Here is a 24142-nt window from a genome sequence, read left to right as displayed (position 1 = left end):
GCCATGATGAGCACACAGCGCAGCTTCACGTTGTCCAACTGGACGGACCTCGATGAGGTGCCACGCGATGTCGGTCCGGACGGTCTCTACGAGATGCCCGGTATGGGGCGCATCCCTGCCCACCTGCCGCTCGGTCACACCAAGTTCCTCGGATCGGGCTCAGGCGTAGACGCCGGGCCGCCCTGGCTGTACCTGTTCCAACGGCCGATCGGGGAGGTGACTCCCTGGCGTCGCCACACCAGCGACCACCTCGAGTTGGTCCTGTCCGGGGAGATCGAGTGGTACGACGACGCCGGCAACGCGGGGACGCGGCTGGGTCCGGACAGCGTGTTGTTCATCCCAGCCGGTCGCAGCTACCGCTACACGACCGTCAGCGCCGCCGATCTTCTGGCCCTGTGGTACGGCGTGCCCGACGTCATCGCGGAGGCGACGCCGCACCTGGCCGCAGACGAACCCACGACAAGGGGATGACCATGGACTTCTCGCTCTATCTCAACCCCCAGACCAGGGGGGCGGCCGAGGACCGGCAAGTCATCGAGCACGTGACCTCCTCGGCCCTTCGCGCCGACGTCGCAGGCTTCCGATCGATCTGCCTGACCGAGCATCACTTCAACGACTACAACACCTACGCCGACCCGTTCGTGTACGGGGCGTTCCTCGCCGGCCGGCTCCGGAACGCGTGGCTCGGGCTGACCGTCGCGACCGTCCCGCTGCACCACCCCATGCGGTTCGCGGAGCAGGTCAACCTGCTGGACCAACTGACCCGCGGCAGGCTGTTCGTCGGGATCGGCGTTGGCGGGTCCAACCTCGAGTTCGAGGGCATGGGCGTCGACATCGAAGAGCGCCGCGATCTGCTCGACAGGCACCTCGAGCTGGCCCGCCGGGCATGGGCTCTACCTGACCGGCAGGGCAGCCTGACCTGGAGCAGCGGGCACTCGTCGGGCCAGGTCCGCGGCCGGGTGATGCCGGCGCCGTTCGGTCCGACTGGCCCGCTGCTGGCACGCGCCTGTCTGTCCGACGAGAGCACCCGCGCGGCCGGACAGGAAGGGCTGGCCCTGCTGATGGGACGCTTCGGACCCGAGCGAGCCGCGCAGCAGCTCAACATCTATCGCGAGTCGCTGGAAGAGGCGGGACACACGAAAGCGCGGATCGAGCACCTCATGCACTGGTCCGGCCTGGCGAAGATGATCGTCGTCGGCGAGGACGACGCGAGCGCACGAGATCAGGCCGAGCCGATCGTCGACGCCTATATCGCCGCCGCGAACCGCTCGCGGTCAGCGGACAACGCCGAGGCCGCGATGAGCGCTGGGGTTGGTGCGTCAGAGGCGCACGTGAAGGCCGACTACCTGGAACGCGCGATCATCATCGGCGGGCCTGAAACCGTCGCGCGTCAAGTCGCCGACTATGCCGAGATCGGGCTCGGTCACCTGATGCTGTGGTTCAGCTGGGGCTTCATGAGCGCCGAGACCGCAGACCGGTCCCTCACGCTGTTCATCGACGAGGTCGTGCCCCGCTATCACGCCTTGAAGGCCCGGAACGCCGGCGCTGCCTGAGCGCCGTACCCGATCGATCTCGCAAGATCTCTCGAAAGGAGCATCGTCATGGACGGTATGGATGTCGGGCTGCTACTCGTCCGGTTGGGGGTCGGTGCCGTGCTGGCACCGCACGGCCTGCAGAAGCTGTTCGGCTGGTTCGGCGGACCCGGAGTCGGCGGCACCGCGCAGTACTTGCGCGGGCACGGGTTCCGCCCCGCGAAGCTGCACGCCATCGCAGCCGGACTCTCCGAGTTCGGCGGGGGTCTCCTCGTTGCGCTCGGCCTTCTCACCCCGCTCGGCGCGGCGGTGATGGCCGGAACCATGATCGTCGCCATGGCCAGCGTGGCCGGCAAGCGCGGATTCTTCGCCAACACTGGGGGCATCGAGTTCCCGCTGGCGCTCTGCCTTGGTGCGCTCGCCGTGGCGTTCACCGGCCCGGGGGACATCTCGGTCGACGCGCTGTTCGGAATCGCTTACCACGGCACGGCCTGGGGACTGGGTGCCGTCGCGCTGGCGCTGATAGCCGCGGGTGGCACCCTCGCGACCCGCCTTGGCGGTAAGACCGTCGAGCCTGACGCGGTGGTCGCGGACTCGTCGCACTCCTGACGTCATCCTCTCGAAGTTCCGTCCCCCGAGCACACCGGCGACGTGGCTTCAGCACCACCGAGGTGCACGCATTTCCAAACCAGAAAGGGTTCCGATGGCAACGCAACGATGGTCGCTGGTCCAGTACGACGCCAACGGGGCAAAGGGATCAGAGCTAGGGGTTCTTGCCAACGGCAAGGTCACTCGACACATGGCGGAAGCGTGAGGACGCAGGGGGCAGCGGTGGCTTCACGGACCGATTGGCCGGTCCGCCGTACGCCGGGCACGACCATGACCGCTGTGACCTTCCGCGAGTTCGGAGGGCCGGACGTACTGCACTCAGAGCCGGTCCCGGTTCCCGAGCTCGGTCCTGACGAGGTGCTCGTCCAGGTTGCGGCGGTGAGCGTCGGACGCCTGCTGGACTTGGCGGCCCGCGCCGGCACCCACCCGTACGCGCGCTTCACCTTCCCGCACATCCTCGGCGCCGACCACGCCGGCGTGGTGGCGGCGATCGGGAGTGAGGTGACCGGGCTGGGGCTCGGCCAGCGGGTGGCGACGTTTCCGGTCGTGACCTGCGGGATATGTGCCACGTGTCTCGCCGGGCACGACGAGCTCTGTCCGAACCTGCAGATCATCGGCACCGACCGGCCCGGCGCCTATGCCGACTACGTCGCCGTGCCGGCCGTCAACGCGCATCCCGTACCGCACGGTATCGACCCCGTCGACGCCTGCGCTCTCGTGCTCGGAGCGGCCACGGCGATGAACCAACTCACCCGTGCAGGCATGCAGCGGGGCGACTGGGTCGTGGTCCAGGCGGCGCCGTCCGCGCTGGGTAGTATCACCGCTGCTCTCGCCAGGCACCTCGGCGCGAACGTCGTCGTCACCTCCCGCGTCGCGGACAAGCGAACGCAGCTCAGTGAGCTCGGCTTCGAGCACGTGCTCGACGGAACGGCCGCGGAGTTCCCCGACAAGGTTCACGAGCTGACCGGCGGAGCCGGCGCCGACATCGTCGTTGACAACATCGGCGACCTCAAGCTCTGGCGCAACAGCCAGGCCGTCCTCGGCCGGGGCGGCACGCTGGTCACCAGTGGAGCATTCCGCGGGTCGGAGGTTCCCCTGGACCTGCAGCGCCTGTACTCGATGGGTCAGAGCGTCCTCGGTCTGCGAACCGGCAACAAGGAGAGCAGCCGCCGGGTGTGGGAAGAGGTGGAGCGAGGATTCCGCCCGCCTGTCGCGGCGACGTTCCCACTGCAGGAGGCCGCGGCGGCGCACCGGTACCTGGAGGACGACCTGAACGTCGGCCGAGTGGCCTTGGTGACCGAGGGCTGAGCCAGATGGCGAATGCGCAGCCCGGGGCGTTGATCTCCTCGGCAGAGAAGGCCCTGCTGCTTGCATGTCTACCCGAGCGCCAGCGACGGCTGATTGGAGTGAGGAAACCGATGCACGTCAAGGGTCTGCTGCAGTACGGCCTCCAAGTGCCCTCCCTGGAGGTCGGCCGTGTGTTCTACACCGACTTCGGCCTACAGGTCGCCGAGCGGGGGTGCGCTTTGGCCGTGCGGTGTGACGGTCGGGAGATGGACCAGGCCCTGTTGACCGAGGGCTCCCGCAAGCAGCTGCAGTTCGTCAGCTTCGCGGTAGAAGCCGGATCCCTACCCGAGTGGCAGCGCAGGCTGGAGTCTGCGGGGACGTCGCTCGTGGACGCGCCGGTCCAGTCCGCGCAGGGAGGCCTGTGGTTCACCGACCCCGACGGGGTTCATGTCAACCTGCGGGAGGACGATGTCGTCCCCTGGCGCAAGGCCGCTCCCGAGGAGTCGATGTTCAACTTTGGTGACGAGATTTAGGGTGGACCAGGCTCGCTGGCTCAGGGCTGACGCCCCGGCATCCCCTCGCAGGCTCAGCCACATGCTGATCTTCGTGACCGATCTGGCGAGATCGGAGCATTTCTACACCTCGCTGCTCGGCCTTCGGCTGTCCGACCGGATCCGCGGCATGGCGACATTCCTCAACTCCGGGCCGGGCGACCACCACGTCTTCGGGTTCATCCAGAGCACCCATCGCGGCCTGCACCACTCCAGCTGGGAAGTGACGAACTTCGACCAGCTGGCCGTCGGCGCCGGGACCATGCACGACAAGGGCCACGAGGAGGGATGGGGTCTCGGCCGGCACACCCTGGGCTCGAACCTCTTCCACTACATCCGCGATCCGTGGGGCGGCTGGATCGAGTACGGCGCCGACATGGACCGAATCACCGACGCTTGGAAGGCCGGCGATCGGGAGACTCCGCCTGCGGTCTGGTGCCCCATGCCTCCGGAGACGTTCCTGGCCAACCTCGAAGAGCCCGGCTGGAGGGACAAGGGAAGGAAGCGGGTTACGCACTGCTTTCGACAGACCCGACGCGCACTTTCCTGGTCGGTGTCGGTGCGGAGTTACGGTGGTCGAGGAGGCGAAGATAGTGACACGTCCAGGGTGGGTCAACGACGAGTTGTTCCCGTTCGAGAGCCGGTACGCCGATGTGGCCGGTGCCCGGGTTCGCTACATCGACGAGGGTGACGGCCCAGTGTTCCTGGGCTTGCACGGGAATCCGACCTGGTCGTTCCTGTACCGGCACATCGTGCAGGGGTTGAAGGATCGGTTCCGGTGTATCGCGCTCGACTACCCGGGGTTCGGCTTGTCTTCCGCTCCGGCTGGGTATGGCTACACGGTCAGCGAGCACGCCGCGGTGGTGGAGGCGTTCGTCGAGCAGCTGGACCTGCGTGACATCACGTTGATGGTGCAGGACTGGGGTGGTCCGATCGGGTTCTGGGTGGCCGGCCGTCACCCTGAGCGCTTCCGGGCGTTCGTGATCGGCAACACCTGGGCGTGGCCGATGGCGGACAGGGCGACCAAGACCTTCTCCAAGACCCTTGGCGGGCCGATCGTCGGTGGGTTCCTGGTGGAGCGCGCGGACGTCTTCACCGAAGTGTTCATGCGCGGCGGTATCCGGCGAAAGAAGCTCACCATCGATGAGCGGTTCATGTACAAGCGCCCCCATCCGACTCGCCAGTCGAGGGTCCCGGTGCACGTGATGCCGCGTGAGATCCTGGCAGCCGGCGAGTTCCTGGCAGAGGTCGAAAATGGGCTCGCGCGGGTCGCCGGGAAGCCTGCGCTGGTGGTATGGGGTGACAAGGATCCGGGATTCAAGACGCCGCACCGGCTCCGCTGGGAACGGACATTCCCGAACCACCGGACCGAGATCCTCAGGGGCGCGTCGCACTACATCCAGGAAGACGCTCCGGACGAGATCGTCACCGCGATCCGGTCCTGGTGGCCAGGCGGCCGCTGAGCCGAGGGTCGCTGAGGTGCTGTGCGCCATGTCCGAGGTCGGGATCATAGCGGCAGGCGACCTGCCCCTCGCGCCAACCTGACCGACAAGTTGGCGTCCGTGGAGGGGCTGATCGCCGCGGCCGCATCGCGGACATCGCTACCGCGCTCCGGTCAGCGGGCGTCCCATGTGAGGTTGTCCTCGATGAAGCGTCGCAGGGATTCCAGCGATTGCTGGTATGCGCCACGAATCATGTCGGAGAGCCGGTCGGCGTCCGCGGAATCGAGCTGCTCGAACGTGGAGTGCAGGGTGACGGTGGCGGAATCGGCGGTAGCGCCTTGCGTGACTGTGAAGGTCCCGCGGGAGTGACGCACCGGCAACGGCACCTGGACGTGCTCGAACCGGAGGCTGTGGTGCGCGGGCGACAGTTCGCTGATCCGCTCGTGTACCTCCTGTCCGTCGGCCATCTGGCACACCCGCAGGTCCCCGTCTACCCGCGCGGAGACCACTCGTGGCAGCCATTGCCGAGTAGTGGGCAGATCGGCCAGAACGGCCCAGACGTCGTCGGGGCCGGCCGAGATGTCGATGGTGTTGGTGATCGTGGGCATCGGTCGGGTCCTTTCGTGGTGAGACGGCTTCACCAGTTGTGACGGCAACCAGGCCGCGAATTCATCGCGCGTGAGTCGTAGCCTGGGCGCGTGGCGACGACTGACGGATTCGTTGCGCCTGCGGATGCGCCAGCTCTGCTGGCGGCTGCGGTAGGTGGTGATGCGGAGGCGTTCCAGCTCTTGACCGCACCGCACCGACGCGAATTGCTGGTGCACTGCTATCGGATGCTCGGTTCGGTGGACGACGCGGAGGATGCCGTTCAGGAGGCAATGCTGAAGGCGTGGCGGCGACTGGCGGGGTTTCAGGGGCGCTCGTCGCTGCGGGCCTGGCTGTACCGGATCGCCACCAATACGTGCCTGGATGCTCTCGACTACCGCGCCCGGCGAGTGCTTCCGACCGCGATCGCCGACCCCGCTGACCCCCGGATTCCCCCTGAACCGGACGACCCCGAGTTACCGTGGCTTCAGCCGTATCCGGATGCGCTGCTGGACGTGACCGACCCAGACCCAAGGGCCGACCCGGCCGCCGTGGTGGTTCGCCGCGAGCACATCGAGTTGGCCTTCATCGCAGCCATCCAGTACCTGGCTCCGAGGCAACGTGCGGTGCTGGTGTTGCGCGACGTCCTCGGCTGGTCCGCGGCGGACACCGCTGCGATCCTCGAAGTATCGGCCGCCTCGGTCAACAGTGCCCTGCAGCAAGCCCGCCGTGGCCTCGATGCCCGGCTGCCCGGCAGTGGCGACCAGACACCGCCGGCGGACCAGATCGAGCTGGCGAGGAAGTACGCGCGGGCCTGGCATGCGGCCGACCTGGCCGCCCTGGTCGCATTGTTGCGCGCCGACGCCCAGATGGCGATGCCGCCGAGCAGGTCGTGGTACGACGGGAGCGACAACATCGAGGTCTACCTGCGGAAGCTGTTCGGCAGCGCGTTGGGCAGGAGCCTGCGCCTGGTACCGACGGCAGCCAACCGTCAGCCCGCGCTGGCCGTCTACGCGCCCGCGGACCGCGAACCCGATGGGTATCAGCCCTTCGCCCTCATGGTGCTCACCATCGACAACGGACTGATCTGCGCCGTCACCGGCTTCGTCGACCCAAGCCTGTTCCCGAGATTCGGCCTTCCGCCACGCCTAGCCGCAACCGACCACTGAATGACCGTCGCAGATACCGAGTCGCGTCGCTGCGGCCGAGAAGATCGCCTCGCCTCTTGAACCGAAACCTCACTTGGCCGGGGGGAGCTTGTCGTCCGGCACTGATGTGGGCACGGCCTGCACGTTGACGGTGAACTCGACAATGTCGGAGATCAGGCCGCGGAAGGCCGATATGCCGAATTCACTGCGCCGGAGGCGGCCGGTGGCGCGGGCGCCGACGCGCTGGATGCCGAAGCCGTCGGTCACCGGTCCTGCGGTGTCGGCGACAAGGTCGACCGCCCGCGTCACGCCGTGCAGTGTCAGCTCCACCGTCATCAGGTAGGTGGACAGCACATCCTTGGTCAGCGACGCCAGCCTGACCTTGGCCTCCGGGTGGACACCGACGTCAAGGAAGTCCTCGCCCTTGATGTGGTGATCGCGGGTCGGCACACCTGAATCGAAGCTGTCCAGGTCGAAGTTCGCGTCGAACGAAACGAGCTCCGGCACTTCACCGTCCGGCCCGTCGCCGAGCTGGACCGGGCCACGGAGGCCGTTGAATCGGCCGTGAATGGTGGATACGAGGTAACGAACGGAGAGGTCGACGGATGAGTGTGCTGGGTCGATCTTCCACTCCATGAGCTTTCTCCTGTCGGTGCGATGATGACGGTGTTGTCCTCAGCCCAGGCTGAGGAGGTTGCGGCTGTTGCTGTGCGCAATCTTTCGGCGGTCGAGCTCGCTGATGGGGGCCTGATCGATCCAGGCCGAGGCTTCGGCGTTCGTAGAGTAGGGGTAGTCGACGGAGAACAGAATGTGGTCGGCGCCGACGGTCAGGATGGCGTTCGTCAGGGCGTGGTCGGAGAATGCGCCGCTGGTGGTGATCCAGATGTTGTCGGCGAAGTACTCCGGCAGTGTCTTGTTGATCTTCTGGGCGAACGGGTTGAGGTCGAACATGTGCTGTGTTCGCCAGAGCAGGGCCGGCAGCGCCTCGCCCAGGTGGCCCAGAATCAACTGGGCGTCCGGGAAACGGTCGAAGTGTCCGCCGAGCAGGAGCCGTACGGTGTGAGAAGCCGTCTCGGTCCCGAAGCCCCAAGTGGCGCCCTTCATCTCGGGATGCCCGTCGTACGGGATCAACCCACCGGGTAGCGCGGGGCGGGGATGCAGGTAGAGCGGAACATCGAGTTCGGTCAGGGCTTCCCAGAAGGGGTAGTACGCCGGATCGTCGAGGTAAAGGCCGTGGTCGTTGTCCCCGACATTGGTGTAGCCGTTGACCAGGACGCCCTTGAACCCGAGCTCGGTGATGGCGCGGCGTATCTCCTCGACCGCGCGGTCGGGCTGCTGCAGGGCAACGGCGGCAAAGCCGGAGTAGCGGTCGGGGTGCCTCGCGACCTGCTCGGCCAGGAAATCGTTCTGCCGGCGGGCTTCCGCGGTGGCCTGGGACGGATCGGTAATCGCCTGGATGCCGGGAGCGGTCAGTGACAGTACGACGTGCTCGATGCCGGCGGCGTCCATCGCGTTCAGGCGGATGTCGTCGAACTCGCCGAGTTTCTCCAGCACCGGCCGGTAGTACGACGGCATCACTCCGCCGCCGTCGGACATTCTGGCCAGTTCCTCGTCGCTGGCCAGAATCCGCGAAACGTCGTCCGGATGCGCGTACGCCTCTTCGAGCGCGATCTTCGGCAGGACGCTGATGCTCATGTTTCTTCCTCTCGTCCGGCAGTGCTGATTCCAGGCTTGCACCGGTCGATGAGCTACCCGGCTACTCTTTAGAGCAGGATCAGCTGGCCGAAGGAGTGGAGACCGATCGACGAGGCGACGCTGGATGCCGTGCTGGCAGTGCTGCGGTCGCCCGACGCGGTGATCTTGGCGCGGTTGTCGGCCGAACTCGCCGGCGACGTGCCACACGACTGGGCCGCAGCCCTCATCGACGACGCCGTACACAGCACAGGCCTCGAGCTCGGCGCGGCCGCACCAGTGGTCACTGAGCTGGCCGAACTGATCCAACGCGTCCCGCCCGGTACGACGTGGTCCGGGCGCGCGGTTGTCGGCGGGTCCGCACGGCAGGTGCTCGCGGTGGCGTCCACCGAGCCTGCCGCGGCGGGCAGCGTGCTGGTTCTGGTCGGCGGCCGAGGCAACGCCACGGCACGTGACCTGGTGCAGCGCCTCTGGGAAGTCGCGGTGGTACGGCTGAGGATGCTCATGTCGCTCGGCGCGCTCGATCCGCCGCTGTACCTGGCTGCCGGCCGAGCCGCCGCCGGCGAACACGCCAAAGCCCTGACTGCTTTGAAAGACGCACACTCGGCCACGCTGACCGCACTACTGGGAGCGCTGCGTTCGCGCCGGCTCGAAGACAGTGCGGCCCGGCAGGCCGCCATCTCGCTCGCCTCCATGGCGTTGACCGGACTCCGCGCTCGCCCTGCGGCTGGCGAACGGACCGCCGCCGAGGCGTTCGCTGCCATGAGCGCAGGGCTGCGGTCGCTGTCCGGGTACAGCGGCTTCGACCTCGAACTGGTGCCACCCGAGCGGGGCGACCGGCTGCTCGCACCCGCTGTCGCCGCTGCCGCCGGAACTGTCGCGCGGGGATGTGTTCTGACCATGGTGGAACACACCGACCCCCGCCGGATCCGGGTCGGCTGGGAGGTGAACGACGCGGATCTGACGATCAGTGTGCGCGACAACGGCAACGGCGCCTTGTTCCCGCAGGAACTGGCCGAGTACCGGCTCCGGGAGCGGGTGATCGCGCTGGGTGGCGACTTCGCAGTAGACGCCGTACCCGGCTGGGGAACCGCCGTCACGGCCCGCATCCCGCTCGCGCTGCCACCCGTACCTGGCCCGGACGCGCTGGGCGTCCTCAGCCCTCGCGAACTCGAGGTGCTGACCGAACTCGCCGCAGGCAGACGCAATCGGGAGATCGCAACCCGGCTGCACATCACCGAACACACGGCGAAATTCCACGTCGCGAGCATCCTGGCCAAACTCGGCGTCCGCTCCCGCGGAGAAGCCGCCGCCCTAGCCCGCGACGCCCACCTCTGACCGCCCGGGGCCGGAAAGCCAAGGTACGCGTCGGGCCGCGGATCCGGAAGTTCTCTGCAATCTGAGCAGGTACCAGGTCACGGTTCCACGGTGTACTGGCATGCACAACTCGTCCCAGTTCTCCACAAATGTGGAGCAGGGGCGCTAGCTGGAGATCACCATCGTCTCGTGGGATCACTTCGAGTTCTGGACAGCTGCTGGCCGGTCGGTACGTTCTGGCGGATCATGCTGCCACTCGCGAGGCCGTGCCTCGCGGCGGTGGCGGTGATCAAGGCCCTGCCGGTCTGGAACGAGTACCTAATGGCGCTGGTTCTGTTCAACACCGACGATCTGATACCTGTGCAGCGAGGTATGACCAAGTTCGTGTCGGCCGAGACGCCGCGACAGCGTTGTCGGCCCTCTCAATCATTGCCAAGTACGTCTTCGCCCAACGTCGCTATGGCCTCGTTTTCAAGCGTCGTCGACACCGACGCGACACTAACGCCGCCGAAGGCGTTGACTCGACCAACAGACGCCGCACCGTGAACCGCCCAAGCATGCCCCCAGCGTAACCTGGATTCGAACATATGTTCTAGTCGGGGTAAGTCGGGGTCGTCGAAGGCTCGTTCGAGAGCCTCGGCCGCGGCAGGGTTCGCCACGCGGCGGGCCAGGTAGATGTCCTGGGTGATGGAGACCTGGCCTGGCCTAGTTGGTCCGCGATTTGGCGAGCGGTATGGCCGGCTTCGTCCAGGGCGGTGGCGGTGGTCTTGCGGAGGGCGTGGGAGCGGATCCAGGCGAGTTTGTCGGACTCGGTCGGTTGGGTCGCTCTGTCGACCGCAGTGGCTAGGGCGGGCAGGTTCTCGAGTTCAAGGCCGTAGGTCCCGATCAGGTCAGTGATCAGTCGACGGTCGACTTTGATGCGGCCGGTTTCGATGAGTTCGATTCTGGTTTGGGCCCGGGTGAGGGCTTCGGCGACTTGCTTGCGGGTGAGGTGTGCTTCGCGGCGGAGGGCTCGGAGGGTGAGGCCTAGGTCGCGGCGGGCGGTGTTGGCGACGGGGGAGAGGGCTGTGCGGAGGTGGCGGCGGGTGTTGGAGGGGTCGCGGTAGCCGCCGAGGGTGTCGGGGAAGACCGGGCTGTCGAGGCGGATGCCTGCGGCGTGGCGGGTGCGGAGCATGGCGATGGCCCAGTTGGGGAGGTGGAGGAGGCGTTCGCCGGCCTTCGACTTCGTGGGCTTGCGGATCAGGCCTTCGCCTTTGACGCGGGCGATGGTGTGGGTGATCTCGACGGTGCCGGCTTCGAGGTCGACTTGGTGCCAGAGGACGGCGAGGGCTTCGCCGATGCGTACGCCGGTGCCGAGCATGAATGTCACCAGGTCAGGCAGGTCGGCCTCGACGGCGCGTTCGTCAGCTGCCAGGCTCCTGCGAAGCAGCGTGACTTCTTCGCTGGTCAGGGCACGAGGCGGAGCCTTGGGCGCGGCTTCGATGGAGTCGACCTCACGGACGGGGTTGACCGAGAGGGCGCCGAAGCGGACGGCAAGTTTCATGGCACCGGAAATGATGGCGCGGCACGTCTTGGCGGTGGGCCCGCCCGCCGTGGTCTTGACCTTGGTGAGAACGGTGTCGATGCGAGGCGTGGTGGCTTCGCCGATGCGGAGTTCGCCGAGGGCGGGGCGGACGTGGTTCTTGAGAGCTCGGCGGTACGTGTCGAGGGAGGTTGGTGAGCGGGTGCCGTCGGCGACCAGTGCCTCGAATCTCTTCTCCCAGAGGTCGAACAGGTGGTTGAGCTTGTGCAGCGCGGTCAGCTCGCCTGACTGGTTGGTCTTGGCGCGGTCCTGGAGCTTCTTCAGCAGGGCGCGCTCGGACGCTGTCTTGGTCTTGCTGTAGGCCGACACCTGGCGGACGTGGCCGTCGTGGTCGCGGAACTTGGCCTGCGACTTGTACTTGATCGGCTTGCCCTTGCCGTCGGTCGCTGTGACCCAGGTCGAGATCTCGCCCCAAGAGCCGAGAGGGATCGGCGGCTTCGCCATGTCAAGCCTCCAACCTGTCTGATGGTTGGAAGCTCAACGCTGGGGACGGCGCCGAATCGGAGAAGTCGGCAACGCTGCGAAGCGATGTGATGTGACGCACAGTCACGATCAGATGAACCGCGATCCGGCGGCCGCGGGTGGTGCACGAGGCGGCGGTGTGCGGATCGGCTCGGAGTCGGCGCGCGGCATATGAGTGCGTATTGAGTGCGTCGCGGACATCAAGAAACCCAGGGCACCTGCGTGACCTGGGTGTTTGTGCGCCGCCAGGGACTCGAACCCCGAACCCGCTGATTAAGAGTCAGCTGCTCTGCCAATTGAGCTAGCGGCGCCTGTGTTGTGTTGTGTCTTGCGGTCGAACGATGAGGATCGTAGCAGGGGTGGATGGGAGATGCGAAATCGGTTAGCGGGTGAGGAGGGACATGGCTGCGTTGTGGCCGCCGATGCCGGAGACGGCGCCGCCGCGGCGGGCGCCGGAGCCGCAGATCAGGAGGTTGGCGACGTCGGTCTCGGTGCCCCAGCGGCCGGTGTCGGTGTCGTCGGCGGCCCAGGGCCACTGCAGGTCGCCGTGGAAGATGTGGCCGCCGGGCATGCCGACCGACTCCTCGATGTCGTACGGCGTCTTGGCCTCGACGCACAGGTTGCCGTCCGGGTCCCGGGCGATGCAGTCCTCGAGCGGTTCGGCCAGGTACGACGCCAGCCCGGCCAGCACCCGGCGGGTCGACTCCTCCCGGGCCGCGTCGTTGTCGGAGGCAAACAACCGGGCCGGGAAGTGCACGCCGAACACGGTCAGCGTGTGGTGGCCGGAGGCAACCAGCGACGGGGACAGGATCGACGGGTCGGTCAGCGAGTGGCAGTACACCTCCGACGGAGGTACGGCGGGCAGTTCGCCGGACGCAGCCGATCGGTACGCGGACTCCAACTGACTGTAGTCCTCATCGATGTGGAACGTGCCCGCAAACGCACGCCGCGGGTCGTCCCCGGACTTCAGCACAGGCAGCCGGGACAGCAACAGATTGATCTTCAGCTGCGACCCCTCAGGCTTCACGCCGACCGGCCGGTCACGCAGCGCGTCCAGCGTGGTCGGCGCGACGTTCGACAGCACGTAGGAGCAGTCGACCGACCGCTCGCCGTCCCCACCGAGCCACGTCACCGACGCGCCGACGCCGTCCGCCTCGACGGACGTCACCGAGGCGTTGGTGACCAGTACGGCGCCCGCCCGCCGAGCCGCGGCCGCCAAGGCGTCCGTGACCGCGCCCATCCCGCCAACCGGCACCCGCCACTCGCCGGTGCCGTTGCCGATCAGGTGGTAGAGGAAGCACCGGTTCTGGATCAGTGACTCGTCGTGCAGGCCGGCGAACGTGCCAATCACCCCGTCCGTCGCCACCACGCCGCGCACGGTGTCGTCGGCGAACCGCCGTTCGATGGTCTCGCCGAGCGGACGCTCGATGATCTCGTCCCACAGGGCCGGGTCGATCCGCGAGCGCATCGAGGCGGCCGGCTCCAACGGCTCGAGCAGGGTCGGCGCGATCACCTCGGCCAATGACCCGACCGCGCCGTAGAACTCGGACCAGGCCGAGTACTCCGCATCGCTCCCAGTCAGCGCCTCGAAGGACGCACGCGTGCCCGCACCCTCCGGTCGCTCGACGAGGAGGCCGACGTCGCGGCCGGAGCGCCGTACCGGGGTGTACGACGCCACCGCGCGCGACCGGAGGTCCAGCGACAGGCCCAGGTCCGCGACGATCTTGTCCGGAAACAGGCTGACCAGGTACGAGTACCGCGACAGCCGGGCGTCGACCCCGGCGAACACCTGCTGGCTGACCGCGGCGCCGCCGGTATGGCGCTGCTGCTCCAGGACCAGCGTGGACATCCCGGCCTGGGCCAGGTACGTGGCGGCGACGAGGCCGTTGTGCCCGCCGCCGACGATCACGGCGTCGTAGAAATCCTTCATCCGACCGGCCAATCCAGCTTGTGGTACGCGGCGTCCCAGAACATCCACTCGTAGCGGCACGTCGTACTGAAGTGCTGGTGACAACGCTCCCGCTCCGACGCGCTCACGTCCAGCCCGTCGGTCACCGCAAGCACCGACTCGACGACAGCGTCGAACTCTTCCGAGCCGTACGTCTCGATCCACTGCCGGTACAGCGGGTCCGGTGACGACCGCTTCAGCAGCTCGCGACCCACGTCGCGGTAGATCCAGTAGCACGGCAGTACGGCGGCCACGGCCTCGGCGTACGTGCCCGTCGCGCACACTGCGGTCAGATAGGACATGTACGCCGTCGTCGTCGGCCCGGACCCGGCTGTGTCGACATCCGCCGACGTCAGACCCAGCGAACCGAGCAGCGACGCGTGCAGCTCCCGCTCGACCGCGATCGCGTTGGCCGCGTGCAGGGCGAACATGCTGACCGCGTCCTCGTCGACCGCGCGGCCGGCGACCAGGGTCAGGGCACGCGAGTACGAGCGCAGGTAGTGACTGTCCTGAACGATGAAGTAACGGAACGCGTCGTGGTCCAGCGTGCCGTCGGTCAGCCCGGTGATGAACGGATGCCGGACGATCTCGTCGTACACGGGCGCCCCACCGCGGTCCCACAGCTCGGTGGAAAACGTCATCCCCAACTCCCTCGCCGTCGACTGCGACGACCTTATCCACAACGCGGCACGACAGCACGAGACGAAAGTCACTCGCGCGCTCTACCCTGGCGCCATGACCATCCAGGGGGAGCGGGTTGACGTGACGGCCGGTATGCCGCCCGACACCCCCTTGCTGCGCCGGATCCGGGCCTCGGTGATCGGCGACGACCAGGTCATGTACGGGCCGTACGGGCCGCGCCGGGTGACGTACGCCGACTACACCGCCTCCGGACGCGCCCTGACCTTCCTCGAGGACTTCATCCGCGCCGAGGTGCTGCCGCGATACGCGAACACCCACACCGAGTCCAGCGGGACCGGCCTGCAGACCACCCGGCTGCGCGAGGACGCCCGCCGGATCATCCGCGACAGCGTCGGCGGCGACGACGAGACCGCGGTGATCTTCTGCGGCTCCGGTGCGACCGGCGCGATCGACAAGCTGATCGGCATCCTGGGACTGCGGATCCCGGCCGAGCTCGACGACACCTACCACTTCACCGACCAGATCCCGCCGGAGCAGCGCCCGGTCGTGTTCATCGGGCCGTACGAGCACCACTCCAACGAGCTGCCGTGGCGCGAGTCGATCGCCGACGTGGTCGTGATCAGCCAGGACCACGACGGCCACATCGACATCGACCAGCTCGAGTCGCGGCTCGTGCAGTACGCGGACCGCCCGCTGAAGATCGGCTCGTTCTCCGCGGCCAGCAACGTGACCGGGATCGTCAGCAACACGCGCCGGCTCTCCAAGCTCCTGCACCGGTACGGCGCTCTGTCGTTCTGGGACTGTGCCGCGGCGGCGCCGTACGTGGAGATCGACATGTACGGCGACGACCCGCTGGAGTACAAGGACGCGATCTTCCTGAGTCCGCACAAACTCATCGGCGGGCCGGGGACTCCCGGCGTACTGGTTGCCCGCCGGGAGCTGATCCGCAACCGGGTGCCCGACGTGCCTGGCGGTGGGACGGTCGCGTACGTGAACCCGCTGGAGCACCGCTACCTCGAGGATCCGGTGCATCGGGAGGAGGGCGGCACGCCGAACATCATCGGGTCGATCCGGGCCGGGCTGGCCTTCCAGCTCAAGCAGGCGGTCGGGATCGACGTGATCCGCGCGCACGAGGACGCCTACCTGCGGCGCGCGGTCGAGGCCTGGCAGCAGGAGCCGAACATCCAGATCCTCGGCAACCTGGACGCCGAGCGGCTGTCGATCGTGTCGTTCGTGGTGAAGGCGCCGTCCGGACGGTACCTGCACCACAACTACGTGGTCGCGCTGCTGAACGACCTGTTCGGGATCCAGTCGCGCGGCGGGTGCTCGTGCGCGGGCCCGTACGGGCACACGCTGCTCGGGATCGACCTCGAGCGGTCGCACGAGTTCGCCGCGGAGATCCTGCACGGCTGCGAGGGGATCAAGCCGGGCTGGGTGCGGGTCAACTTCAACTACTTCATCTCCGAGGCCGCCCTCACGTACGTCGTCGAGGCGGTCAAGCTGGTCGCCCGCGACGGGTGGCGGCTGCTCGGCGACTACCGCTTCGACCCGGCCAACGGCCTGTGGCGGCACCACCGCGGCCCGATCGAGCCCCCGATGCGGCTGTCCCAGGTCGGGTACGACGCCGACGGCACGCTCCGGTATCCGCACCACGACCACACCGCCCCCGAGTCGGCCCTCGAGGACTACCTGGCCGAGGCCCGCGACCTGCTCTCGACCTGCCCAGGCACCCCCGACCACGACGGCGAGGTCAACGCCGACTTCGACCACCTCCGCTGGTTCGACCTTCCCGCCCGCTGCCTGAGCAACCGGACCTGAGGCGTTTCGGGAGCTGCCTAAGGACATCGGGTGGCGAGGTGTGGGCAGATGCCCGATGTGGGCAGCGGGGCTGCGCGACGACTGTGGTGATGCAAGCAATTCTCACCGCAAGGAGTTGGCCATGAAGCACCCGTTGTCCATCCTCGCCGCGCTCGCCTTCGCAGCCGGCACCACGATGATCGGCGCGACGGCGGCATCGGCGATGCCCCCGGACGAACCGAGTCCTAGGGTCACCGAGGCCGTCCCGGCTGGTCCGCCGAACTACCCCGAGTACCCGGAGGAGCCGGCCGGGGTGCCCGACACCAGCACGGCCCTGACCGCCGTCGACGACACCGGCACCGAGGCCCTTCAAGCAGGCGCTTCAGCGATCGGCGGCGCCGCCATCGCACTCGCCACAATGTGGCTCGTCCAGCGCCGCCGCGTCCACACCGCCTGACCAGTAGCCGTACCTGCACCAGCAGGTACGGCTACACCAACTGCCTTGGGTGACGCATGATGGGCAGGTGGCCACCGAGCTGGTGGGTCGAGGGGATGAGGTCGGGTTTCTCAGGGGGCTTACTGCCACGCTGCCGACCTCGTCGGCGGCTGTGCTCGTCCGGGGCGAGGCGGGCATCGGGAAGACGCTGCTGGTCGAGACCGTGCTCGAAGGAACCACCAGTCCACAGCGCCCTTCGACTTGACGTTGCTCGACCGCGCGATCGACTCGCCTGACGCCCTGGAAAGCATCGCCCGGCCCTACTACCTGGCCGCTCGCTACAACCCCGACCTGACCACGTTACGGATGTCCTAGCGCAGTCGCTGCTCCAACCAGTGGGCGGTTGCGATTGTCTGGTCGTTGTCCTTGGCAATGACCTGGAGGCCGATGGGGAGACCTGTTGTGGGCAGGGGAATGGTGATCGCGGGGTGCCGGGTGAGGTTGGCCAGGCGGGTGTTGCTCAGGAGTGACGTGCGTACGGCGACGGCGCCGGACGGGGTGTCCACGGCGTCGATGGGTGGCGCTGTGCTGAGAACAGTCGGCGTGAGGATCGCATCGTGCTCGTGGAGTAGCTCGTCCAGAGCAGCGGTGATCTCGACGGCCTCGGTGCGGGCGGCGTCGTACCGGGAACGGGGGACGGCGGCGGCTTCGCGGAGTCGTTCCTGGACGTCGGGTTGGTAGCGGGAGGTGTCTCGGCCGGCGTGGTTGGCGGCTGCTTCCGGGCCCTGCAGGTCGGCGGCCGTCTGGAAGCTCTCGGCCCAGTCGGGGAGGCGCACGTCGATTGTCGACAATCCACTGATCGCGTCGGACCAGGCGGCGCCGACCTCCGGCGTGTAGTTCAGGTACTCCTCGTTCACCACGACACCCAGCCGCTCAGGCTCCCGCCCGGCGCCAACGGGCAGGTCGGTCAGCGCAGCGACGGCGTACGCCGCGTCGGCGACGGTTGTGGTGAGGACGCCGACATGGTCGAGGCTGATCGCGAGCGGGAACACGCCGTCGACGGGCAGCGTCCCGTCGGCGGGCTTGAAGCCGACCACGCCACACAACGCGGCCGGGATCCGCACCGAGCCCGCGGTGTCCGTCCCGAGCGCCAGCGGAACGATGCCCGCGGCAACGGCCGCGCCGGCGCCGGAGCTCGACCCGCCGGTCATCCGGCTCGGGTCGTGCGGGTTGCGGCACGGCCCGACGCGGTTCGACGTACCGGTGCAGCCGTAGGCGAACTCGTGGGTATGACTCAGCCCGATCACGATCGCCCCGGCCGCCCGCAGCCGCGCGACCACCTCGGCATCCCGCCGGCCAACCTCGTCCATCCCGGCCGACCCACAGCGGAACGGCAGGCCCTCGACCTCGATGATCTCCTTCACCAGCACGGGTACGCCGGCCAACGCGCCCGAGCGCGGATGGTCAGCAGCCGCCTTCCGCGCACCCGGCGCGTCGAGATGCACCACAGCGTTGAGGTGCTGACTCTCGTCGGCACGCCGAAGCGCCTCTTCGACCAGTACGACGGGATCCAGCCGCCCGGAGCGTACTCCTTCAGCGATCTCCCGGATCATGCGTCGACCCGGTGATCGGCCGCGAGAGACACCGCGAGCTCGAGCGTTGCGTCGTCCAGGGTGACCGGGCTGGGCGCGCCGTACGCGTCAAGAAGCTGGCCCTGGACCATGTCGACGGTCAGGCCGGGCACCTCCGTCGACAGCGAGCCGACCGACACCGGGTCGAACGGCAACTCCAGATGCCGGTAGACGTCCGTCAGCACGGCCCGGAGCCGCTCGTCGTCACCCACCACGACCAGTGCGCTGAACAGCCAGCCGTTACGGACGACGCGCTGCCCGGTGCCGACCAGCTTCACCACACCGCGCGCGTTGATGCTGTGTGCACCCGGACAGTACTCACCAGGCACTGCCCCCACCCGCGCGTCGATCCCGAGAGCTTGCAGTACGTCGGCGTACAGCAAGCCGTACTCCTTGAACCGGGTCTCCAGGCCGTCCGGTGCGAGTTGCTCATGCTTGACGTGGTCCACCACCAGCGCCTCGGTCGTGTAGGCCACCGGACGCCCGCCCACTGCCCGCACCAGCGGCTCGAACCCAGCGGCCCGAGCAGCCTGCGCAGCAGCCGCGAACCCGGGCAGCCGCGTGTCCCGTCGTCCGAACACCACGACCGGCGACGCAGGCCGGTAGACGCGCAACGCCTCCGTCACCTCGCCGGCCGACACCCGCCGTACCAGCGCATGTCCAACCGCCAACTCAACCGCCGCGTCGTCTACCCCGCCACCGATCACCAGCACCCAGCCATCGTGTCACGCCCGCCGTGGAAGGCTGTGAGCCATGGTGCTTGGAGTCGATGCGTGCAAGAAGGGGTGGGTCGGGGTCTCGGGGGAGCTGCGCGGGTACTTCGGCCGGACCATCGACGAGGTGGTCGCGGCGGCGGCGCAGGACGGGTCCCTGGACGTGGTCGGGATCGACATCCCGGTCGGCATGCCCGCGACTGGAGCGCGGCAGGCCGACGTGCTGGCCCGGCGGATGGTTGGACGGCGAGCGTCGTCGGTGTTCTCCACGCCGGTGCGGGATGCGGTCGCGGCGGCCACGTACGCGGAGGCGTTGGAGGTCAGTCTGCGGCTGACCGGGAAGGGGATCAGCAGGCAGTCCTATGCGTTGGCGCAGCGGATCCTGGAGGTGGACGCCTGGGCGCCGACCGCGGGCTGTCCGGTGATCGAGGTGCATCCGGAGGTCTGCTTCGCGACGATGGCGGGCCACTCGCTGGAGCATCCGAAGTCGACCTGGGCGGGCATCGAGGAGCGCAGGCGCCTGCTGGCGAGCGTTGGTCTGCTGATGCCCGCCGACATCGGCGCGGCTGGTGAGTATGGAGCCGTCGACGACGTGCTCGATGCGGCCGCGGTGGCGTGGACGACCGGGCGGTACGCCGAGGGCAAGGCGGTTGCCTACCCGGATCCTCCTGAGGTCCTCGGCGAGGGCGTGACGGCCGCTATCTGGGTCTAGCGCGCTCCGGCGTCGCGCAGAAGGTCGGCGATCTCGTCGTACCCGCGGTTGGTGGCGTGCTGGAGTGGGGTGACGCCGTCTGCGTCGGCGAGCGACGGGTGGGCGCCGGCGGCCAGCAGAATGCCGACGATCTGCTGCCAGGGCTCGGTGCCTTTGCCGAGGATGATGGCTTCCAGCAGGGCGGTCCAGCCGAGGTTGTTGACGTGGTTGACGTTGATCGGGGTCTTGACCACGCGACGGACGTAGTCGACGTGGCCGCGTTCGCTGGCCGGGATGACGGAGATGCCGCCGTACCGGTTGCGCAGGGTGAGGTCGGGGTCGGCCGGCAGCAGCGTCTCCAGCATGGCCACGCTGCCGGTGACGCCGGTGACCAGCCAGGCGGAGTCCTGCCGGTCGTCCTGCGCGTCCGGGTCTGCGCCGAGCGTCACCAGCAGCCGGGCGACGTCGACGCGGTCGTGCAGTGAGGCGAGCAGCAGCGCAGTACGGCGGTGTGCATCACGAGACTCCAGCTCGGCGCCGGCCCCGAGTGCCGCCGCTGCCCGGTTGGCGTCCCCTGCTTCGGCTGCTTCGAGCAATGCATCCGTGGCGTCGTCGCGCGCCGGCGGTTTGGTGCCTAGCGCGGCCGCAACGGCACCATCGCCAGCAGGAACCGGAGTGGTGCCCGCAGGGTTGCGGTCCGCGCCCGCGGCGATGAGCAGCCGGACGGTGTCGACGTACCGCGGGCTGCCGTCGCCCAACTGCACCGCCTCATGCAGTGCGGTCCAGTTGAGCCGGTTCACGTGGTCGACGGCGACACCTGCGCGGAGCAGGCGGCCGACGACGGCGGCGTGACCACGCTCGGCGGCGCGGATGAGCGCCGTACCGCGGTAGCTGTCCAGGCTGCGCACGTCGGCGCCATGCTGCAGGGTTAGCTCGAGCAGTTCGAGGTAGCCCTCGCTGGCCGCGATCAGGAACGCGCTCTGCACGGTGTCGTCGACCGCGTTCACATCGGCGCCTGCCGTGATCAGCCGACCTGCCGTGCGGACGTCGTTCTTCCAGGCGGCGTCGATGAGTTGCTGGTCCAGTGATCGCACAGTGGACGTCCTCGGGGTCGGAGCGGGCGGCGGCTCAGCGGGGGAGCAGGCTGCCGCCATCAGGACGACGGCAGCCATGGCGACAACTCTGTTCATCAGCGTGGCGGGGTCAAGGCGACGACCTGGTACGGCGGTACGGCGACCTGCTCGTCGAACTTGCTGTCCACCAGCAGCAGCCTGCCCTGGGCGAGCTTGGCAGTGGTGAACACCCGGGTCGGGTCGGTCGGAGTTGCCGAGACCAGAGTCGCCGTACGGCCGTCCTGCGACAGCTGCAGGGTGCTCAGCACCCGCGAGAAGTTCCGCACGACCCACAGCGCATTGCCGTCCCGCACGAGACCGTCCGCGTTGACCAGGTCCGCCGTACCGGTGTCCACAGCCGATACCTTGCCGCTGCGCAGGTCGAAGCGCCACAGCTTGCCGACGTTGCCCTGGGCGACGACCAGTGCGCGGCGGTCCGGCGACAGCACGATGCCGCCGAGGTTGAAGCCGGCCTGCGTCGGGATCGTCGCAGTGGCGTCCGCCCAGGTCCGCACGGTCCAGTCGCCGTGCCGCTCGGCTACACGGAACACCTGCGGCACGTTGGAGTTGGTGAAGTACGCCGCTCCGTCCGGCCCGATCACAACGTCGTTCAGGAACGCGTTCGGCACGCCGGTGCGCAGGGCGGCCAGCAGTCGACCGGCCCGGTCGTACACCCACAGGTCGGGTGCGCCCGGGTGGTCGATGCCGTTCGGACCGCCGGCGACGTACACCCGGCCCTCCGAGTCGACGGTGACGCCGCGGGCGGTCCAGCGGCCGTCAGTGCCGTCGCCGCGCAACCACTCCGTCGCGCCGGGGGAGCGCAGGTCGCCACGGTGGATCTCACCGCCGGTCGTCTCCGACACGTAGAACCGCTGCGTGCGTACGTCGTACCCGATGCCCTCGTACTTGGACCCGCCCGCGTCACCGGGCAGCTCGTAGCTGGCGGGCCGGGCGGATGCGAACGCAGCAGGAGCACCTGCGCCGAGCAGTGCGGCGGACAGCGCCAGCGTGGCGGACAGGGAGCGGACGGACATGAGTACCTCGCTTCGAGAAGGGGTGGATGTCTCAAGCCTGCTCCGTGGGCGGCTGGGGTACGACGGGCGTTCGGGGACGATCGGATAGCCGAACGGATGATTTTCCCGGGCGTGGTTCGGGCCTACCATCGGCTCGACATGACCACTTCACGAACGCAGCTACCGTGGGTGACCGGGATCCTCGCCCGCGCCGACGGGCTGGTGACGGCGCTGCACACGGCGTTCGTCGTCCTCGTGCTGGCTTCCACGGTGCGGTACCTGACCGGGCACGGATTCGGCGACCGGGCGCCGTGGGTGCTTGCCGGAGCCGGTGTGCTGCTGGCGACCTACGCGGCGTACCGGGTGCTGCCTGGGCGGGTGTGGCTGGGGCTTGTGGTGGCGGTGTGGTTCGGGCTGGTGCTGCTGGCGCCGTCGTTCGCGTGGTGCGCCGTACCGCTGTCGTTCGTGGCGCTGCGCGTGCTGCCGTTCTGGCCGGCCTGTGTGGTGGTGGCCGGCATGGTCGCGACCACTGTGGTCACGTGGACCCGGATGACCGACCGTCTGGACCCGACCATCGTGCTGGGGCCGGTGTGCGTCGCCGTACTGGCTGTCAGCGCCTACCGGGCGTTGGAGCGGGATGCACTCGCGCGGCAGGCGCTGCTGGACGACCTGCACGCGGCGCAAGGCGACCTGGCAGACGCTCAGCACCAGGCCGGCGTACTGGCCGAGCGGGCGCGGCTCTCGCGGGAGATCCACGACAGCGTGGCGCAGGGGCTGTCCAGCATCAACCTGCTGCTGCAGGCGGCCGAACGCGAGTGGGACGACCGGCCAGGCGCTGCTCGCCAGCACGCGTCGCAGGCGGCGGCGACTGCTCGCGACGGCCTAGATGAGGTACGGCGGGTCGTCCGTGACCTAGCGCCTGCGGATCTGGTGAGCGGCTCGCTGCCGGACGTCTTGCGGCAGACATGCGAGCGACTGGCCGAGCACAGCGGAGTCGATGTGCAGGTCCAGGTGCATGGCACGCCGGTGGCACTCCGGCCGGACGTGGAAACCGCACTACTGCGTACGGCGCGTGGTGCACTGGCTAACGTGCTCGAACACGCTGCCGCGACCACTGCGGTCGTCACACTGACCTACCAGCCGGATGCCGTCGTACTGGACGTCCGCGACGACGGCCGTGGTCTGGGCGTCGGTAGCTCCGACCCGGACCGTGGCCGCGGCCTGGCCGGCATCCGCGAGCGACTCCAGGCGCTCGGGGGCACGCTGGTGCTGGAGAGCGAGCCAGGTGAGGGTACGGCGCTGGCCGCATCGGTACCGCTGGAGCAGTCGTGATCCGGGTAGCGCTGGTCGATGACCACCCTGTGGTGCGCGCGGGGATGCGTGCGCTCGTGGAGGGACAAGACGACCTGACTGTGGTCGGTGAGGCGTCCGACGCGCACAGTGCCGAGCAACTGGTCGCGGCTGTCCGGCCAGACGTCGTACTGATGGACCTGAACCTCGGCAGCGGGCCAGGTGGGGCCGAGGTGACCGCACGGCTGCGTGCACTGCCGGAGGCGCCGCAGGTCCTGGTGCTGACGACGTACGACACCGAGGCCGACATCCTGAGCGCGATCGACGCGGGCGCGTCCGGCTACCTGCTGAAGGACGCGCCGCCGGAGGACCTGTTCCGAGCCATCCGCGGCACTGCCCGCGGCGAGGTGGTCCTGGCGCCGGCAGTCGCCGCCCGACTGGTACGACGGACCGGCCCGAGCCTTACCGATCGCGAAGTCGAGATCCTCGGCCTGCTCGCGACCGGCCAGTCCAACCGCGAGCTCGCCAAGCGGCTGTTCGTCAGTGAGGCGACCATCAAGTCCCACCTCTCGCACATCTACACCAAGCTCGAGGTGGACACCCGGGCCGCGGCCGTGGCCCGGGCCATCGAGCAGCGGATCATCCGGCCGCCCGCGTGAGGC

Annotated in this window: 26 protein-coding genes and 1 tRNA gene; 16 read left to right on the top strand and 11 right to left on the bottom strand. The window is 68.5% G+C overall.

Annotation, left to right across the window (positions count from 1 at the left end; translation table 11 throughout):
• Window positions 1-6 precede the first annotated feature (6 nt).
• The 7 genes from AB0H36_RS22780 (at window position 7) to AB0H36_RS22750 (ending at window position 5442) form a co-directional block, all read left to right on the top strand.
• The gene (locus AB0H36_RS22780; protein ID WP_360526636.1) at window positions 7-471 is read left to right on the top strand and encodes a hypothetical protein; all 465 of its coding nucleotides are present in this window, start codon (window positions 7-9) and stop codon (window positions 469-471) included.
• 2 nt (window positions 472-473) lie between these two features.
• Window positions 474-1553 carry an LLM class flavin-dependent oxidoreductase gene (locus AB0H36_RS22775; RefSeq protein WP_360526633.1) on the top strand — a complete coding sequence of 360 codons (1080 nt, stop codon included), beginning with the start codon at window positions 474-476 and terminating at the stop codon, window positions 1551-1553.
• 48 nt (window positions 1554-1601) lie between these two features.
• Window positions 1602-2141: a DoxX family protein gene (locus AB0H36_RS22770; protein ID WP_360526630.1), complete on the top strand. Its 540-nt coding sequence runs from the start codon at window positions 1602-1604 to the stop codon at window positions 2139-2141.
• Window positions 2142-2363: 222 nt separating this feature from the next.
• Window positions 2364-3449, top strand: a complete 1086-nt coding sequence (locus AB0H36_RS22765) for a zinc-binding dehydrogenase (RefSeq protein ID WP_360526627.1) — start codon at window positions 2364-2366, stop codon at window positions 3447-3449.
• Between the two features lie 110 nt (window positions 3450-3559).
• Complete coding sequence (locus tag AB0H36_RS22760; protein ID WP_360526624.1) at window positions 3560-3961, top strand: VOC family protein; 402 nt, start codon at window positions 3560-3562, stop codon at window positions 3959-3961.
• A gap of 61 nt (window positions 3962-4022) precedes the next feature.
• Window positions 4023-4670, top strand: coding sequence for a VOC family protein (locus AB0H36_RS22755; RefSeq protein ID WP_360526621.1), 648 nt, complete (start codon window positions 4023-4025; stop codon window positions 4668-4670).
• Entirely contained in the window at window positions 4573-5442 is an 870-nt protein-coding gene (locus AB0H36_RS22750; protein WP_360526618.1) for an alpha/beta fold hydrolase, read from the top strand. Before AB0H36_RS22755 ends, AB0H36_RS22750 begins: the two co-directional genes overlap by 98 nt.
• A 152-nt stretch (window positions 5443-5594) precedes the next feature.
• On the opposite strand, the gene AB0H36_RS22745 is transcribed toward AB0H36_RS22750, so the two are convergent.
• Window positions 5595-6029 (bottom strand): SRPBCC family protein, encoded by a 435-nt coding sequence (locus AB0H36_RS22745; RefSeq protein WP_360526615.1) that lies wholly within the window; start codon window positions 6027-6029, stop codon window positions 5595-5597.
• A 90-nt stretch (window positions 6030-6119) separates the two neighbouring features.
• On the opposite strand from AB0H36_RS22745, the gene AB0H36_RS22740 reads away from it, so the two are divergent.
• A complete protein-coding gene (locus AB0H36_RS22740; RefSeq protein WP_360526612.1) occupies window positions 6120-7175 on the top strand; it encodes an RNA polymerase subunit sigma-70 in 1056 nt (351 codons plus the stop codon).
• Window positions 7176-7244: 69 nt separating this feature from the next.
• Here AB0H36_RS22740 and AB0H36_RS22735 read toward each other — a convergent pair whose 3' ends face one another.
• Together AB0H36_RS22735 and AB0H36_RS22730 are read right to left on the bottom strand one after the other, a co-directional pair.
• Entirely contained in the window at window positions 7245-7790 is a 546-nt protein-coding gene (locus tag AB0H36_RS22735; RefSeq protein WP_360526609.1) for a YceI family protein, read from the bottom strand.
• A gap of 39 nt (window positions 7791-7829) precedes the next feature.
• Complete coding sequence (locus AB0H36_RS22730; RefSeq protein ID WP_360526606.1) at window positions 7830-8849, bottom strand: amidohydrolase family protein; 1020 nt, start codon at window positions 8847-8849, stop codon at window positions 7830-7832.
• Window positions 8850-8978: 129 nt separating this feature from the next.
• On the opposite strand from AB0H36_RS22730, the gene AB0H36_RS22725 reads away from it, so the two are divergent.
• Both AB0H36_RS22725 and AB0H36_RS22720 read left to right on the top strand, forming a co-directional pair.
• Window positions 8979-10184: a LuxR C-terminal-related transcriptional regulator gene (locus AB0H36_RS22725; RefSeq protein ID WP_360526603.1), complete on the top strand. Its 1206-nt coding sequence runs from the start codon at window positions 8979-8981 to the stop codon at window positions 10182-10184.
• Window positions 10185-10352: 168 nt separating this feature from the next.
• The gene (locus AB0H36_RS22720) at window positions 10353-10709 is read left to right on the top strand and encodes a hypothetical protein (protein ID WP_360526600.1); all 357 of its coding nucleotides are present in this window, start codon (window positions 10353-10355) and stop codon (window positions 10707-10709) included.
• A gap of 46 nt (window positions 10710-10755) precedes the next feature.
• On the opposite strand, the gene AB0H36_RS22715 is transcribed toward AB0H36_RS22720, so the two are convergent.
• From AB0H36_RS22715 to tenA, 4 genes are all read right to left on the bottom strand, one after another.
• A complete protein-coding gene (locus AB0H36_RS22715; protein ID WP_360526597.1) occupies window positions 10756-12189 on the bottom strand; it encodes a tyrosine-type recombinase/integrase in 1434 nt (477 codons plus the stop codon).
• Window positions 12190-12445: 256 nt separating this feature from the next.
• Window positions 12446-12518: transfer RNA gene (locus AB0H36_RS22710), tRNA-Lys, on the bottom strand.
• Window positions 12519-12589: 71 nt separating this feature from the next.
• Window positions 12590-14137, bottom strand: coding sequence for an NAD(P)/FAD-dependent oxidoreductase (locus tag AB0H36_RS22705; protein ID WP_360526594.1), 1548 nt, complete (start codon window positions 14135-14137; stop codon window positions 12590-12592).
• A complete protein-coding gene (gene tenA / locus AB0H36_RS22700) occupies window positions 14134-14796 on the bottom strand; it encodes a thiaminase II (protein WP_360526591.1) in 663 nt (220 codons plus the stop codon). Before tenA ends, AB0H36_RS22705 begins: the two co-directional genes overlap by 4 nt.
• Window positions 14797-14890: 94 nt before the next feature.
• Between tenA and AB0H36_RS22695 the strand changes: the two genes are divergently transcribed.
• The 3 genes from AB0H36_RS22695 to AB0H36_RS22685 all read left to right on the top strand — a co-directional run bounded on the left by AB0H36_RS22695 (window position 14891) and on the right by AB0H36_RS22685 (window position 17295).
• Entirely contained in the window at window positions 14891-16615 is a 1725-nt protein-coding gene (locus tag AB0H36_RS22695) for an aminotransferase class V-fold PLP-dependent enzyme (protein WP_360526588.1), read from the top strand.
• A 121-nt stretch (window positions 16616-16736) separates the two neighbouring features.
• A complete protein-coding gene (locus tag AB0H36_RS22690) occupies window positions 16737-17051 on the top strand; it encodes a hypothetical protein (protein WP_360526585.1) in 315 nt (104 codons plus the stop codon).
• A gap of 67 nt (window positions 17052-17118) precedes the next feature.
• Window positions 17119-17295, top strand: a complete 177-nt coding sequence (locus tag AB0H36_RS22685; RefSeq protein ID WP_360526582.1) for a hypothetical protein — start codon at window positions 17119-17121, stop codon at window positions 17293-17295.
• A 106-nt stretch (window positions 17296-17401) separates the two neighbouring features.
• Here AB0H36_RS22685 and AB0H36_RS22680 read toward each other — a convergent pair whose 3' ends face one another.
• Entirely contained in the window at window positions 17402-18643 is a 1242-nt protein-coding gene (locus tag AB0H36_RS22680; protein ID WP_360526579.1) for an amidase, read from the bottom strand.
• Window positions 18640-19374: a lipoate--protein ligase gene (locus AB0H36_RS22675; protein WP_360526576.1), complete on the bottom strand. Its 735-nt coding sequence runs from the start codon at window positions 19372-19374 to the stop codon at window positions 18640-18642. Before AB0H36_RS22675 ends, AB0H36_RS22680 begins: the two co-directional genes overlap by 4 nt.
• A 40-nt stretch (window positions 19375-19414) precedes the next feature.
• On the opposite strand from AB0H36_RS22675, the gene AB0H36_RS22670 reads away from it, so the two are divergent.
• On the top strand, window positions 19415-20086 hold the full coding sequence (locus AB0H36_RS22670; RefSeq protein WP_360526573.1) for a DUF429 domain-containing protein: 672 nt from the start codon (window positions 19415-19417) through the stop codon (window positions 20084-20086).
• On the opposite strand, the gene AB0H36_RS22665 is transcribed toward AB0H36_RS22670, so the two are convergent.
• Together AB0H36_RS22665 and AB0H36_RS22660 are read right to left on the bottom strand one after the other, a co-directional pair.
• On the bottom strand, window positions 20083-21237 hold the full coding sequence (locus AB0H36_RS22665; RefSeq protein WP_360526570.1) for an ankyrin repeat domain-containing protein: 1155 nt from the start codon (window positions 21235-21237) through the stop codon (window positions 20083-20085). The genes AB0H36_RS22670 and AB0H36_RS22665 overlap by 4 nt on opposite strands.
• 17 nt (window positions 21238-21254) lie before the next feature.
• Window positions 21255-22211, bottom strand: coding sequence for an SMP-30/gluconolactonase/LRE family protein (locus AB0H36_RS22660; protein WP_360526567.1), 957 nt, complete (start codon window positions 22209-22211; stop codon window positions 21255-21257).
• A 138-nt stretch (window positions 22212-22349) separates the two neighbouring features.
• Here AB0H36_RS22660 and AB0H36_RS22655 point away from each other — a divergent pair, with 138 nt between their 5' ends.
• Complete coding sequence (locus AB0H36_RS22655; RefSeq protein ID WP_360526564.1) at window positions 22350-23522, top strand: sensor histidine kinase; 1173 nt, start codon at window positions 22350-22352, stop codon at window positions 23520-23522.
• Entirely contained in the window at window positions 23519-24139 is a 621-nt protein-coding gene (locus tag AB0H36_RS22650) for a response regulator transcription factor (protein ID WP_360526561.1), read from the top strand. The genes AB0H36_RS22655 and AB0H36_RS22650 overlap by 4 nt, the downstream gene beginning before the upstream one ends.
• The last annotated feature ends 3 nt before the right edge of the window (window positions 24140-24142 follow it).

It is taken from the genome of Kribbella sp. NPDC050820, assembly GCF_040653975.1.
GTDB lineage: Bacteria > Actinomycetota > Actinomycetes > Propionibacteriales > Kribbellaceae > Kribbella.
This window is presented reverse-complemented; position numbering and strand designations above follow the sequence as displayed.